The organism is Candidatus Cloacimonadota bacterium (genome assembly GCA_019429305.1).
Classification (GTDB): Bacteria; Cloacimonadota; Cloacimonadia; order Cloacimonadales; family JAJBBL01; genus JAHYIR01.
This window is the reverse complement of the sequence record JAHYIR010000014.1, coordinates 31,456-47,273: the sequence shown is the minus strand read 5'-3', so window position 1 is coordinate 47,273 and position 15,818 is coordinate 31,456. Positions and strand designations below refer to the sequence as shown.

The 15,818-nt window shown below is 42.8% G+C and carries 8 protein-coding genes; 5 read left to right on the top strand and 3 right to left on the bottom strand.

Going from position 1 to position 15,818, the window contains the following annotated elements; genetic code table 11:
• Positions 1-3,626, bottom strand: a 3,626-nt coding sequence (locus K0B81_06710; GenBank protein MBW6516289.1) for a S8 family serine peptidase, incomplete at its 3' end; no start/stop codon positions are given.
• A 466-nt stretch (positions 3,627-4,092) separates the two neighbouring features.
• On the opposite strand from K0B81_06710, the gene K0B81_06705 reads away from it, so the two are divergent.
• The 5 genes from K0B81_06705 to gatD all read left to right on the top strand — a co-directional run bounded on the left by K0B81_06705 (position 4,093) and on the right by gatD (position 13,269).
• Positions 4,093-4,539, top strand: a complete 447-nt coding sequence (locus K0B81_06705; GenBank protein ID MBW6516288.1) for a hypothetical protein — start codon at positions 4,093-4,095, stop codon at positions 4,537-4,539.
• A 198-nt stretch (positions 4,540-4,737) separates the two neighbouring features.
• Positions 4,738-9,090 (top strand): DUF2225 domain-containing protein, encoded by a 4,353-nt coding sequence (locus K0B81_06700; GenBank protein MBW6516287.1) that lies wholly within the window; start codon positions 4,738-4,740, stop codon positions 9,088-9,090.
• Positions 9,091-9,439: 349 nt separating this feature from the next.
• Positions 9,440-9,604, top strand: a complete 165-nt coding sequence (locus tag K0B81_06695; protein MBW6516286.1) for a hypothetical protein — start codon at positions 9,440-9,442, stop codon at positions 9,602-9,604.
• A 304-nt stretch (positions 9,605-9,908) separates the two neighbouring features.
• Positions 9,909-11,894, top strand: coding sequence for a Glu-tRNA(Gln) amidotransferase subunit GatE (gene gatE / locus K0B81_06690; protein MBW6516285.1), 1,986 nt, complete (start codon positions 9,909-9,911; stop codon positions 11,892-11,894).
• A complete protein-coding gene (gene gatD / locus K0B81_06685; GenBank protein ID MBW6516284.1) occupies positions 11,887-13,269 on the top strand; it encodes a Glu-tRNA(Gln) amidotransferase subunit GatD in 1,383 nt (460 codons plus the stop codon). The genes gatE and gatD overlap by 8 nt, the downstream gene beginning before the upstream one ends.
• Before the next feature lie 21 nt (positions 13,270-13,290).
• Here gatD and K0B81_06680 read toward each other — a convergent pair whose 3' ends face one another.
• Entirely contained in the window at positions 13,291-14,937 is a 1,647-nt protein-coding gene (locus tag K0B81_06680; GenBank protein MBW6516283.1) for a hypothetical protein, read from the bottom strand.
• Positions 14,938-15,135: 198 nt separating this feature from the next.
• A complete protein-coding gene (locus tag K0B81_06675) occupies positions 15,136-15,768 on the bottom strand; it encodes a class I SAM-dependent methyltransferase (protein ID MBW6516282.1) in 633 nt (210 codons plus the stop codon).
• Positions 15,769-15,818 lie beyond the last annotated feature (50 nt).

Genomic DNA, 15,818 nt, shown 5'->3' with positions numbered 1-15,818 from the left:
AGCGTATTCTCGACATAGAGATGCTGACCTTCCGTCGGTAAAGTTGTTCCGTCACCTGTTATTACAATTGTAAGAGAATACATGTTCGGCTCTGGTGCAAGCTGGACATTCGGAAATAGTATATAATCAATCCAGGCACATTGAGAACCCTCTGTCGGTGTAAGGTTAATGTACTCCCAGCGGAAAGTTCTTGTCCCGGCCTCTACATTATAGGTGACTTCAGACCAATTAACATTACCTGACCAGGAACCTTTCTCTACTCCATCAATATAGAACTTCAGACCGGCTCTTCTTCCTGAAGATACTTTACGGTAAAAACTGATGATCCCCTCATCAGTTATATCGAGTGTTACTTCCAGAACAGAAGATTCATTGTTCGCCAGATTACCCGACCGGGCAGCATAGTTTCCTTCATATACCTCATCAGATACAATATACCAATCTTGAGCACCGGAATGTTGCCAGGGTAGTAGAACGAAATCCCCGGTCTCGAAATCTTCCACGATATCGAAATTCACGGTGAAGTAGTCTGAATAGACGGTCTGATATGCCCCGTAATCCATGATTAGGGTCACCGGTACTACTGTGTTATTCTCTATGTTTCCCAGAGACAGTGAATAAAACAATTGATTGCAAGAGTTAGGAGCAAAAGAGTATAATTCCAGAACAGGATTGTTAACTGAAATCCCGGGATGATCTATCGATAGTGTTGCAGTTCCGTCAGGCGAAGTGGCAAGACCACTGTTTTCTATTGTGAATATCATTTCATTCATTAATATCACCTCAAAATCTGTAACCTGCAGATCAGGAGCATTTACTATAATGCTTATCTCATATGTCAGATCATCTTGAGAATCGGAAGTGATCAATAGAAGAAAATCTATTCCGGTCTGATCGGTTATATCGGCTGCTATTTGAAAAGTGAAGGCATTTTCTATGGAGAGGGTGCTTGTGGCAGCAATATCCCCGAAATGCTGTTGACCATCAATGATCATAACTTCCGGAGAATCTGTAGATAATGTAGCCAGGACATTCGTTGCCCCTTCATTGCCCGTATTAGCCAGCAAGATATCAATGCCAATGAGCTCATCAAATTGAGGTGTATTCTCCCCATCACCGTTCAAGGTATATGATTCCAGCAGCATATTTGAACCTACAATATACTCACCTGTAATGACAATATCATCAATGCACCAGAAAAATCCCCAGACACCTTCATAATGCCACTTGAACCTGACAGTTTCCTCCCCCGCTACGCCATAAATATTCCGGTTAAAGAAAGCGGGATTGGGAGTATCTGTGCTCCAGGAATTTACTACCGTCCAGGTGTTGCCGTCATCAATGCTGTAGGAGAAAGTAGCCGTTGAAACGTCTAACCATTGCATGAAGTAATGGGTAAAGTCTACATTTACTGCCGTGTATTCGGATAGATTGAGCCTCGGAGTTATCAGGTCCGTATTTTGAGAACCAACTCTTCCATACATATCACTGTTCATATAGGCATAGTTGCCTGTTGTAGCTTCCAATCCGGAGAGGTGTGTCCATTCGATTTTCCCGATGAGCCAAACCTCTCCGGTCCCTTGATGATCAACTATCTGCCAATAGTCAGGCAGGTTCGTGAACTGATCGAAGTTCTCTGTAAAGGGTAGGGTAAAGTAGTCATAATCTGTTGCAGCATGGATAGTTCTTCCCCTTGAATAGTCGTTTGAACTATTATAGGAAAATGCCCTGTAGTAATATCTCGTCGCTTCATTCAAGCCGGTATGGTTGTATGTTGTACCGCTACCCCGATAGAGAACAGTTCCACCACCCGGTAACAACTCTCCTGGAGAATAGGAAGCTCCGTTACTGGGAACTCCAAAGATGTCGTCAGACGACCATAGAAGCATAACATTGTTGTTATCAGTTCTTTCCCATAAGAGATCTATCTGAACTTCACTGATCGTGCTTGCGGCAAAATTCAGCGGGTTCTTCACAGCTACTAATTCCATTAATGCCCTGTAGGCATTGACCCTTCCCGTACCCAGCATTCCTATATAATCAGGATTGACATCATAATGATCATCGGCAGTATCACGTAAAAGATCGGCAAGTTCGCTGTTAGTCAGGATGATACCATTACGGTAAGCGTAAGAAATAACCAGTGCAGCCACTCCCGAGACGTGAGGACAGGACATGGAGGTTCCCTGCATATAGCCGTAATCACTATCGATATATGTACTAAGCACCTGGGTAAGCTGGGTAATGCCTGACTCTCCACCCGGAGCAGAGATATCAACCCAGGTGTCATAGGTTGAATAGTAGGTTTTCTGATCTTTGTAGTTGGTCGCCGCCACGGAAAATGCACCCGCATAACAGCCGGGATAATAACTACCGGAACTGTTTTGATTACCTGCAGCTACTATTGTTATCCCACCATCCAGAACATCACCGCCACCGTTGATATTAAAATAGTCGATGGCATCCAGCACCGCTTGACTGTAAACCCCAGGACTTGTCCAACCCCAACTGTTCTGTGATATTGCAGCTCCATTATCGGCACCAAAAATCAAGGCCTGAGCGTGACCTCCACTCCCGTTTTCAGCATAAACCTGACAGGACATAAGCCTGACACCGTCTCCTGTTCCCGAGCCGCCGGCAACACCAGCAACTCCGGTATCATTATTATTTACAGCAGCTACCGTACCAGCTACATGGACTCCATGATAGTGGGGAGTAACTACGATGCTGTTATCAACGAAATTATAACCGTGATAAGGGTAAGCGGGATGCGTCCAGAGATTGGCTGCCAGATCGGGATGATCGTATTGAATTCCTCCATCTACAACAGCAACTACTACGGCATCATTACCCTTCTCGATATCCCAGGCTGCAAGCAGATCAATATCGGCACCGTGTGTACCGCCAAACTGACCGATGTTATGATAATGCCACTGGCCAAGTAAATATGGATCATCAGGGTTCCAGAGATCCCTGTCTTCGTCATTACGATATCTTGTCTCTCCTGGAGATCCGGGATTTGTAATATGATCTGAATAGCGGTATCCCTCTGTCTGTCCGGACAGAAAATCGGTTGAAAAGACTTCATTGGAGGAAGAAGATCTGCGATTCCCTTCCCTGCCTGCGGAATTAAGATCGTCAGCATAACTCGTCAATTCTATCCTATATTCCGGTTCTGCCCATTCGATGACCCTGTTCAGATTACGATATGCTATAACAATATTCCTGATGTCTTCGCGGGTATCAAACCGTAGTTCATACCAGAGATGAAAACCCCACTCCCGGTGACGCCATTCATAACCGTTTCTCAAAGCTGGGCTGTCGAAGAGTTTTACGGCTGTATGAACGTTATAAGTCCGGTTTAGGGCATCTACTTCCGGGATCCCCGAGAGAACTATACCATCCCTGTTCCTGGTAAACTCTATATTATCGAGGTGCTCGGAATATTCTCTTTGAAATTTTATTCTTATCCGTCCCTCTTCCATAGCATCATCCGGTACCCGGTAGATATCTATGAAGGGGCGCTCTCCTCTAACCACTTCCATCACCCCTGCATAAAGGGGTGTAACGGAAATAAAACCGATTAAAAACATTAGTATTGTAATGTATGTAAAAAACCTTTTCATGATAAACCTCCAAAAAGGATTAAAGCTTGAATACTGGGAACTGTTTATCTCACAAGAAATGAGAGAGAGGTCCCGATATGATCATTGTCGATTGGCTTTACCGACTAAGAGGTTATTTGTAAGCGATGTTTGACGAGTATTCCCGGACTTAACGATATAGTCGTACTTATCCTTGATATCGACACACAATTTAGATATTTTCGCAGAAAATGCACTTCATCTTGACCTCGATATGCTAAATGTTAACAATGGTCTCGTTTCAGTTGCGATATTGATGTTTAATAGTTCTACTCAACACTCAACTAATACAACAGTTTTGTTTGAGCAGACGCTTACAAAGATACAAGAATATTTTCCGTCAATACTGTCAAGCTTTTTCGATTTTTTTTTTGCCTAACACCAGTTTTTTTTATAATAAGCATTGCCTAAATGTACCTGATGCCTTACCTGACAACACATTAACCAAATGCAAATAAACCCTTCGGGTGCCACAATCTTTCATCTGCAGAGATTTTATGCTTATCTAACCGTTTCCGTTCTTATTGATATTCTGAAATACCCCATGCCCCCTATCAGCAAGAGTCTGCTCCATTACGGTATCCCTCCCCGCAGCGGTATAATCTCAAGTTTGATTCACGATATGATGAGACGACCGTTCCCTGATACGGTTAAGCAGATACAATTAATGTCCTATACAGGGCTCAAGAATTTGAACCTTTTATTATTGCTCTCGATGTGTTTCCTTCATTCACTGCAACAGATGGTAATCAAGTTCTGCAAAGTCTTCCCTAATATTTTGAAACCTCTGACCGACAACCGAGGAAAGGACTTCCTCGTGGCTGCTTCCGAGCTCGATGTAGTCAATGGTAGCAAATATATAACTTTATCTACTATCGCCTGGCTCTTGTATTAGAAATATCTCTTGCCCACAGAACACGATATAAAGTAATCAAGTTCAAAATGACCTGAGAAAGAGACCGAACAGCTTATGCTCGAGGAGATATATAATAGGGATGAGAGTATAATAAAATATCTTTACAGAAATGAGATTGCATAAATATTTATCCAAAAATAGAATGGTTTAGAGCTTTTCGATATTCTGGGAGGTAATATGCGTTGTTTAGTTCCCAATTTGATACTAAGGAAAGCGAGAGAAAAAGAATATGCAGGGTGCTTTGATGCTTATGTCCTGAATGTTTATATGCAAGGGTTTTCGAAATTTTCTGCTACTTTGTCAAAGCAATCCGAAGAGAGTATAGAGGTCTTAACCAATGCTATAAATAAGTTTTTCAGTTCATCTTTTGATTCTGTAAAGAGACGTGGTGGTTTCATCTCGGGATTCGCCGTAGATTCATTTACGGCAGTTTTTCCTCTGGCGAAGGGTGATGGTTCGATCAATGCTGCTCTCGAAATCAGGGATTTCTTTTTGAGCGGAGGAAAGCATAAAACAGAATATGGAGACTTTGAAATTACGGCAAGCATAGGTCTCTCAAAAGGGGTAATAAAATGGAGGATCATACCTGCCAGAGAGAGATTCGTTTACTGGTTCTCAGGTGAGGCTTTGATAGGATCAGTTGAAGCGAGGAGACGCTCGAAACCAAACAGGATAGTTATCGAGAAAGATGTTCTAACTAATTATGATAAAAAACTCATTACTTCAACTCAAATCGATCAACGTTATCACATCATAAAAGGATCCAAACTCCCGGATACCCCGACCGATGTCTCTTACAGATGCCTCTCTCAGAAACTCTTCATACCTGAGCAGATATCAGACCTGCAAACGGAGGGTGAATTTCGGGACGTTCTATCCTGCTTCATAAATCTTGCTGAACCGCAGGAGGAGCATATTCGCGAGATATTGGATCTCTGCAAAAAGTATGGTGGTTATTTCAACAATATAGATTGCTCAGAGCAGGGTTGGGTCGGCTTAGTTTTATTTGGCGCACCTGTTGCTTATGAGAAATTCTGCACCTTCGCCTTAGATTTTGTTTCAGAGGTGCAGTTAATGTATGGCAAGAAGATCAGAGTCGGACTCTCTCACGGGAGATCATATATCGGTTTTATCGGTTCCAGTAAGCGTGCGGAATATACTGCGGTCGGGATATCTGTTAACCTTGCTCATAGCTGTATGAAGCGAGCAGAATGGGGTGAGGTCTGGCTTGACAGATCTATTCGTGATGAGGCGGGTGACTCGATAAACTTCGAGGTTTTGGACAGGATTAAACTTGAGGGCTCTCGTAAACCGATAACGGTCTTTAAATTGATTCCGGGTCAGTATTGGCTCAGGAAACCTCATTATAGTAAAAAACTTATCGGCAGAAGATCCCAGTTGAAGAGGCTGGTAGATAGTTGTGAACCTCTCCGGCAGGGCAATTTTGCCGGTGTGACTTATCTATATGGCGAGGCGGGACAGGGTAAAACGCGCCTGATCAACGAATTGCGAAAGAAAATGGGAAAGAAAACCGACTTTTATATTTTAGAAACCGATTCCATTCAGCGGCAATCCTTGAATCCATATGCGTACTGGGTAAGAAAACTCTTCACTACAAGTTCGGTCGGTACTATCTCTGAACGTCGTAAAGATTTCCGTCAAAATTGGGCTGACTTCCAGAAAAAGGTCAAAAGATTAACAAAAAGTAAGGTGATAATCAGCGAGTTGAATAGAATCGAATCAATTCTGGCAGGGCTGATCGGCCTGGAATGGGAAGGTAGTATCTACGCAAATCTTGAGCCGAAATACAAACCTGCAATCAAGGGATTCGCCCTCAAATCGTTAATAGAGGTTTTGTGCCTCTTCAAACCGGTCATTCTGGTTATCGAGGATTTACACTGGTTAGATAAGGAGTCAGCAGAAACCCTACAAATCCTGACCCGCAGGGCGACTAATATCCCTTTTAAAATAATCCTGACTTCACGGATTATCGATGATGGTAGTTATCCACAAGTAAGGCTTGACCCCGATGTGGTTACCGAAACTATCAAACTTGAAGGGCTAAATCAGACCCAGACTGCAAATTTGATGAAAACTATCCTGCAGAAAGAGTTGACCCCCGATTTCCGTAAATATGTATATTCTTTGTCTCAGGGTAATCCCTTTATAATCGAACAACTCACAAAATATCTGTTGGAAACGAACAGACTCGACGTGCAAGAGAATTGTTATGAACTGAAAGATCAGGCATCAGAACTACCTAATGAATTACAGGGTGTTATCGTGGCACACCTGGACCGACTCGATTCAGAGTTAAAACAAACGATCCAGGCAGCCAGCGTTCTCGGTGTGGAATTTGTCGTGGAAGTACTTTGCAAGATGATCGAAAAGATGCAGTACCGTTCTGCAAGTTTGAACGATCTGATAGTCAAAAGCCATCTCTATTTTGGGGAAAAGCAGAATATCTGGCACGCCTTGAGCGAGATTAAATATATCTTCAGCCATGCCATCTTGAGAGAGGCTGTTTACAATATGCAGTTGAAAAAACAGCTTAAAAGACTCCATTTGATGGCAGCAGAGGTAATGGAGAGAATGTACACGGAAGATAAAACTATGTTTGGCGAGATTGCCCAACATTACGATAAAGCGGAAGATCGGGAGAAAGCGTTCCTGTATTTCACTAAAGCGGGTGATTTTGAAATAGATCGTTATCACTTCGCTCCGAGTATGCATTATTACGATGCAGCCTTGAGTATAACCCGAGCTCAATATGACAAAAGAGGTGCTGAAACGGCTGCCATCCTTAGCAAAATCGGTTCTGTATATTTTGCAAGAAGTGAGTATGATCAGGCTTTGCTGTACTTCGAGGAGGCGTTGGCTATTCGTAGGGAATCGTTGGGTAATGAACACCCCGATACAGCCGACTGCTTGAATGATGTCGGCTCGGTTTATCATGATAAGGGGGTATATGACAGAGCGCTATACTATTATGAGATGGCTCTGGCAATCAGGGTAGAAGTACTTGGTGAGCTGCACCCGGATACTGCTTCAACCTTTAACGATATAGGTGTTCTTCAGAGAGACAGGGGTGATTATGAAGATGCTTTGATCTATTTCCGCAAGGCTTGGTCTATTAGAAAAGTCACGCTCGGTGAAAAACATCTATTAACCGCTGCCAGCCTGAGCAATATTGGTGTCGTTTGCAGCTACAAGCAGAGATACGATGAGGCTCTGGACTGTTATCAGAAGGCATTATCAATCTACAGTGAGCACTCTGAGGAGGGGCAGTTAAAGAGCGCTATAGCCCTGAATAACATCTGTAATGTCTATTGTTCCAAAGGTGACTACGATAAAGCCATGATTCATATTGAGCAGGCGGTGGCAATATGGATGAACTTTTTGGGTGAGAGGCATTCACAAACTGCTACAGGTGTTATGAATATGGGTAATGTGTACTACTATAAAGGAGATTATAACAGCGCTTTACCCTGTTATGAAAAGAGTCTCTCCTGTTTCAAAGAGGTCTTCGGAGAGAGACATCCCAGCGTTGCTGATTGCCTGTGCAACATTGGCTCTATTTACTCATCTAAAGGTGATCTGAACAGAGGCTTGCAATATATGGAAGAGGCGCTCTCGATCAGGCGTGAATTTCTGGGCGAGAAGTATTATTCCACAGCCGACAGTTATGTAAATATCGGTCTTAACTACTCCTTTATGGGTAAGTATGATCGAGCTCTGCATTGTCTGAAAAAGGGCTATGAAATCTATAAAGAGATTGCTGGTGAAGGGCATTCGCGTACTGCAACAATCCTATGTACTATGGCTGATGTCTGTATTCACCTTGGAAAATTCAATACAGCACTATCTTATCTGGAGAAAGGGCTCTCTGTCCAGAAGGAGATCCTGGGTGAACGGCATCCCCAAATTGCTATTACTCTTAATTTAATCGGTCTATCCTACCATAAAAAGGATGATAATAACAATGCCCTGATCTATCACGAACAGGCATTATCCATCGATGAAGAGATTTTTGGAAAGGGGCATTTACGGACTGCTGGTACATTATACTATCTGGGTGATGCTTACTCTGGTAAGGGTGAATATGATAAGGCTTTGAGCCTTCATGAACAGGTTCTCACCATCAAGAGAGAATCATTAGAAGAGAGACATTCGAGCATAGCAGACAGCTATCACAACATAGGTGATATCTATCTCGGTAAAGGGGATCTTGACAAAGCCTTAAATTATCAGGAAAATGCGTTGTCAATTTATAATGAAACACTCGGCAAGAATCACATACACACTGCTTATACTCTACAAAGTATCGGCAAGATCCATGCCCGGAAAGGGGATCTTAAAAGAACACTGCAATATTATGAAGATGCGCTCCCCATATTTGATAAAACTCTGGGCAAAAGAAATCAACAAACAATTGAAATTATCAAGAATTTAATTAAAACTGCCGAAGAATTAGGTGATCAGGAAAAAACAACTAAATACAGAGCCGAATTAGAAGACCACTATTCATAGATCTATCTTATCTTGAATAGAGGAATGATCGGCAAACTGGCTAAAATACTCACAATCAATAAATGGAACGGGAAGACTGCAGCAGAGGGAAGAAACTATCTCGGAGTGTTGTGCGGTTATCTAATCAACTATACGATCAGTCTCTTATAGAGCAGGAGTGCTGTAGGCGGTTCGATCACGCTATGTTCCACCATTATTTATGAAGTTAATTAACTTCGCTCTTAATCAACAATTTAATCTTGACTGATTAGCCATAATTAGCTGAATTGAAACAAATCATTATGTTTCAAAAGGGGATATAAAATATATAAGTTCTCCTGGAAAAGATTTATCTTCAATCTGGTAATTGTTGCGCTTTTTTCTAGTAGGTTCCAATATTCTATTAAAAGAGATTGGACCTCGTGCCGCTCTGGGGGTAGCTCTCATCGGTTTTAGTGCCTTTATTAATGGTCAATACGCAGAACAATTTGGAGGTCGGGTGATCAGGTTCATCAGAAGCAATAATGAGAAATAAGAGGAGTAAAAATTTAACATTTTTATGTTGTTGATAATATTATTCTCTCTCCAAAATTTGAGGGCTGAATCTAATTAAATCGGTTAATAAACAGTATCAATATTCTGTAGTTTCAATCCCGTTAGTCCCACTATTTTTATGTTATATAGCCAACAAATTTCAAAACCTTTTGGGTTTGCTGGGAAACTTGAAGGAAAATCAATATAGAGCATCTCTGTCGCTTGCTTTTTCTTGACGAGATTTGGGAAAATGAAAACCGTTCGTCCAGTATATAAATTACTCAGGTTCATATCAAAGGAAGACTATGCAAAACCAATGGGAAAAGAACTGGTTAGAGACCAGACAAGAGGTCGGATGGGTAGATCTGAAAGCGGCAACGCCGGACACCTATAAGAGATTGGGATTCAAATGCGGTTTAGAGGTACATCAGCAATTACTGACTTCCCGGAAACTCTTCTGTCGCTGCCCTGCCGGGATCTATTCCGACCTTGATATCTATGATGCCGAGATCGTACGGCATATGAGACCGACTCTCAGTGAATTGGGGGAATATGACGGCACGGCACTGATGGAGTTTAAAACAAGAAAGCAAATCGTTTACAGGATCAAGAACGAAACTGCCTGTACTTACGAGATAGACGATACTCCACCCTTCCCCCTGAACAGAGAAGCATTAGCTTACGGGATGGAGATCGCACTCTTGCTCAAGATGAATATCGTCGGTGAACTTCATATCACCCGCAAGCAATATCTCGACGGCAGTATCCCAACAGGGTTCCAACGGACTACGATAGTTGGCATCGAGGGTGAGATCCCTATTTCCAGCAGGAAGATCCGCATCATCCAATTCAGTATCGAAGAGGATAGTTGCCGTGAGGTATCAGATCACCGGCATACACGGACATATTATACCGATCGACTGGGTATGCCTCTAATCGAAACGGTGACCTACCCCGATATGCTAACCCCGTTTGAGGCAGCAGAAGCGTGTCAGTATATACGTTTCCTGGCCAGAAGTTCAGGGCGAGTAAGGACAGGTATCGGAGCAGCACGTCAGGATGTAAATGTAAGTGTAACCGGAGGAACAAGAGTAGAGATCAAAGGGGTGGCACACATCTCTTGGATCCCCATCCTTACTCATAATGAAGCTTTCCGTCAATACGCCCTGCTCAGGATCGTTAAAGCCCTCAAGGATAAAGGTGTTGAGGAAAAGAAATGGTCTGTGGGCTATGAGAAGCTCCAGATCCAGAAGTGGAAACACATCCCCGTTATCAAGCAGGCAGCCAAAGAAAACTGGCTGCTTATCTCTGTTAATCTTCCCCGTTTTAGAAACATCTTATCATTCTTCACCCAGCAGGGGCGTACTTTTGCCGACGAGATATCCGACAGGTTGAAGGTCATACCCTGTCTCGAGAAACCGAATATGTTCCATTCCGAGGAATTAACTCCTACCATCAGCCCTGATGAATGGCAGGAAATAGCCCGGATTCTTAAAGCATCCGAAGATGATGCCCAGATTCTCTTCTGGACACACGAAGATGATCTTAAGACAGCTATTGAGACCATAGAGGAGAGATGTTTACTCGCTTTTCGTGGTGTCCCGAATGAGACACGAAAGTCTTTAGCGAACGGCACTAATATCTTTGAAAGGGTTCTTCCCGGTGCTGACAGAATGTATCCCGATACAGATTCTAAACCAATCTCCATCTCCTCGGACATGATAGAAGAAGCGAGAAAGAATCTGCCGATAGAGGTTCATCAAAGATTTGAACAGCTTGCCGAATGGACTGTTCCTCAGGATGCTTATACCTATATTTTAAGGAATAACCTGATGCCGGTAATATCTAAGATTTCGGAAGATAATAATCTACCGCCCAAAAAGGTTGCCCTGTTGTTTGCTCATAATCTGAGATCCCTGCAAGGTGACAGACCCTTGCCTTTCAAACCGGAAAGGATCTCGGAATTAATTAACTTCATTACCACAAAAGATATCGCTTTCGACATTATCTATGAGATTTTACCGATACTGTATGAAAACCCAAAAATGCTCTTCTCGTCACTACTCACACTCGTAGGATACAATAAAATAAGCAGAGATGAGATCATAAAGGAAATTCCGATCCTGCACCAGATGTATCAGGCATTTAAGCATAAATCAAAGTACCAACCTCTGGCTGAGAGGGACTGGATTATGGGAAGACTAAGAAAGGATGCTCTCGGTAACATCCCACTAACAGAATTAGAGAAGCTGGTTAGGAAAGAAATCAGAGGGGGTAACGGCAATGCTTGATTATTTCAAAGGTTACCAGGGCAGAGCGTTAGAATTACTGAAATCCTTCAAGATGAGAGTCTGGGGAAATTGTACGATTGAAACCACCCGGGGAAAGTTTCAGGGGATAATCCTGCCGAGATCGGAGACTGATGATGACCGGCATATAGTTATCAAACTCCCGACCGGTTATAATGTTGGCATAGACATCGAGACAATAACCAGTATGAGAGAGGATAGTTTCAAAGAGGCACATTATAAGATCCCCGAGAAGGAATTCCCCTATACACCGGGACTGCCGAAAGTAAAACTCCTCGGTACTGGTGGTACGATAGCATCGAGATTGGATTATAGAACTGGTGCGGTTATACCTGCTTTCTCACCGGGAGAGTTATACGGTGCTGTCCCTGAATTGGCAGATATCTGTAACCTGGAGACTGAAAAACTCTTTGCGGTTTTTTCTGAGAATATGGGGCCTGAGCAGTATAAAAAACTGGCAATCTCTATCGGTGAAGAGATAGAAAAGGGTGTTGACGGTATTATAATCGGTCACGGAACAGATACCATGCACTACACATCTGCTGCCCTGTCATATATGTTGCAGGATCTACCTATCCCTGTTGTGATGGTCGGTTCTCAAAGATCTTCTGACCGCCCCTCCTCCGATGCGGCATTAAACCTGATGCACGCAGCCTATACAGCAGGAAATTCCGATATAGCTGAGGTGTTGGTTTGCATGTTCGGACCTACCAGTGATGAATATGGATTACTCCATCAGGGCACAAGGGTAAGAAAGATGCACTCCTCTTACCGCTCGACTTTCAGAACTATTGGTGATACACCTCTGGCGACAGTAAAACTCGGTGAGATCAAACCGATAAAGAGTGATTACAATCTGCGTCGTAAAGACCGGAAAGTAAAAGTTTTGCCCTACTTTGAAGAACGGGTTGCCATGGTTTACTATTATCCCAATATGCACCCCGATATGATCGATTCCCTGACAGATAACAGGTATAAGGGTATCATTATCATCGGAACCGGACTGGGACATATCAACAAACCGCTCTATCCTGCAATAAAAAGAGCAATTGCCAAAGGTATCCACATCTATATGACCGTCCAGACACTCTGGGGTTTTGTGCATATGTTTGTCTATGATACAGGTCGTGACTTGATGAGTTATGGGATCGTTCCGGCAGAAAATATGCTCCCGGAAACAGCATACATTAAACTTGGCTGGGTATTGGGGCAGACAGACGATCCTGAAGAGGTGAGGAGAATGATGCTAACCCCTGTAGCACGAGATATTACAGCCGGAGAGCCGTATAACGGGTACCTGATATATCAGGGGGGCATCCCCGAAGTGGAAGAGTTCATCAGGAAGTTTCATAAATAGGAAGAAACTTTTATTCTTCTATCATTTGAAGAATATTATCTGAGACTCAAAGAGATGATGTGCAGGGTGATGATCTCCCCTGTTCTCATTTAGGTATTCCATTGGAATGTATTGTAAACTCAATTCATCAGAACTCTGAACAAATTCTGTAAGATCAATTTCCCAGGCATTTACTATGCTTCCCGGTGCCCAACCGGCTCTGTCAAACTTCCAGGTTCCATCCTGTGGTCTAACGGGATTGAGATAGCAGTCTCTGTTCCAGAGAAGATCGGTAAACTCGACTCCATTGATTATAACCGTCCTTTCTGCCGGCATAAACTCCCCTGCCCCACCTGTATTCGGACCCATACCGTGACCTGTAACAACGATCCGTAATCTGCCTGACCGTGCTTCTGAAGGTACTGCTACCCTTATCTCCGGTAACTTATTCTCTATCGGATCTTCGGGATTTCCATATTCCAGATAGCCACTCCAGAGATTTTCCACATAGAACGGTTCCAAGCCCTGATTCTCTGTATAGAAATCGAGAAACGTCGTAACCTTCCATCCTTTTTGCTCTCCGGGATCTTCTGCTACTGCTTCCCAGGTATTAACTTCAGCATAGAGCCCTTTCTCATCCTGAAACAGCGGCAAAAAATGTGAGACATCGAACTCCCAGATATAACCTCTGTTGTAGGGGGTGATATATCTGCAGACCTCATAACGGATAGAGTCAGAGTCGATCAAGAAAATAGCAGCTCCGACATCCCAAGCTGAAAAGCCACCCTCGGGAGCACCGAGATCAAGAGTCATAATAACTCTGTGATTACCTTCGGGTATTTCCTGAAAGTCAACTGTAGAGGACATATTGCGCCTTCCGGCATGAAAAACTTCATCCTGCAAGAGATCAATTCGGGCTAAATGAGCAAACTCCGATTTCTGACCCTCTGTTGATATCTCAAAATCCTTGATTATGACAGTCGTGGTTAACTCCCCAATTGAAGCGCCAAAAACGGGAGATTTATGATATTGCACCATCCCCGGAATAAAATAGCTATCAATGATCAATTCCTCTTTCAGGTAGAGGGATATCTCTGCGCCTGCCACGACATACCTGATCATCAGATCGCATTCGACAAAATCAAACTCGAGAGGATCTGATCTAAATTCTATGGGCGAAAGCATCTTGAAAACCTCCCGGTTATCCCAGTGCAGTGAGATCTCCCTCTCTTCCCGACCATAGAAATTTCCGTTTTCATCAAACCAATGGGAAGTTCGGGGATTATAAACATCAAACCCTAACCCAAACGAACCGGTAAAATTAGGCTGTTCCCAGGATAGAGCTTTATAGGAGAGTGTATCATCGCCGGTATGCTCGAGATCGATCAGAGCAAGACCTGCCCCCTCCGCACCGGGTGTTATATGTAAATGAAAGCTGTATCTCTCAATCTCAGCAGAATCATCAATAACCTGAGAAAAAAGTACTGCGTTATTATGATTTTTAGCCCGCCTGCCATCCACAATGATGATATATTCATCACTAACCAGAGGCGGCAAATTACCCTCAAAATTGAATAACCTTATTGATTCAATAAGAGAACTGTTTGTTTCAGAGTGCACTTTTACCTCAGGAAAAAGTAACAACATCCCACATATTAGAAGACTCAGGATAACTCTGTTAATTTTCATTCCAAACCTCTATTTCTTTATTCTTATACTTTACTAGTGTCCAGGACGACATTATTCACGCTTTTGGGTCAAGTGTTATGTGAAGATAACTGAAAATGAACTTGAGATATTGAATAGCATAATGAAGTAAGAATTTAGTGCTTCAGGAAGTTTGTATATCTATAGGTTGAAAAATAACCGCTTCACTACATTATAAGATCATAGCTTTCTGAGGATAAATACCCTATGGTTATCGTGCCAGACCAGTTCGTACTGATAGTTTTCGCAGATAAAACTGATGGTCTTGATGTGATAGAAAACTACATGAGTGTGGTCTTTAACATAATACCATTCTTTGAATTGCGAAAGCGATGAATATAGCTCAGTCATTATACCAAGATAACCACCCTTTTTCAGTAGTTTGGATATTTTTTGCAGTTCACTTTTGGGTTTATGGAAATGCTCGAAACATTCTGTTGAGAGGATGAAATCGTACTTTTTATCAAGTATCCTTCTGACAAAAAAGGGGTCGTAATCCTCACATTCTATCCCCTCCATTTTGAGAAGGAGTGAGAGGGTTGGTACCGGACCGCAGCCATAATCGAGCCCGAGCATTCTTTCGTTCAGGAGAGGTAGGAGCGGTTTAACTAAACGATTGAGAAAATTGACATATCCCGACTCGTTGATGCTGTTGTTATGTGTTTTATAGCGTGCTGCTTCAGCTTTCGGAGTCAGATGGTGTTGTAGATCGGCAAAGATGAGCAAGCAGTTCTCACAGAGGTAGTAGAGACGCTTATCTATCTCTGATGAAACGATCTTGTCGGTGTCTCTTTCACATAAGGGACATATCATGTTTCTGATCCGATTCTCATAATGCTTTTCCTGAGACGAAAATATGAATG

Bases quoted from the DNA above. Each gene is read 5' to 3' on its own strand.
- K0B81_06705 (MBW6516288.1), top strand. From the start codon at position 4,093: ATGCAAATAAACCCTTCGGGTGCCACAATCTTTCATCTGCAGAGATTT.
- K0B81_06700 (MBW6516287.1), top strand. From the start codon at position 4,738: ATGCGTTGTTTAGTTCCCAATTTGATACTAAGGAAAGCGAGAGAAAAA.
- gatE (MBW6516285.1), top strand. From the start codon at position 9,909: ATGCAAAACCAATGGGAAAAGAACTGGTTAGAGACCAGACAAGAGGTC.
- gatD (MBW6516284.1), top strand. From the start codon at position 11,887: ATGCTTGATTATTTCAAAGGTTACCAGGGCAGAGCGTTAGAATTACTG.
- K0B81_06680 (MBW6516283.1), bottom strand. From the start codon at position 14,937: ATGAAAATTAACAGAGTTATCCTGAGTCTTCTAATATGTGGGATGTTG.
- K0B81_06675 (MBW6516282.1), bottom strand. From the start codon at position 15,768: ATGATATGTCCCTTATGTGAAAGAGACACCGACAAGATCGTTTCATCA.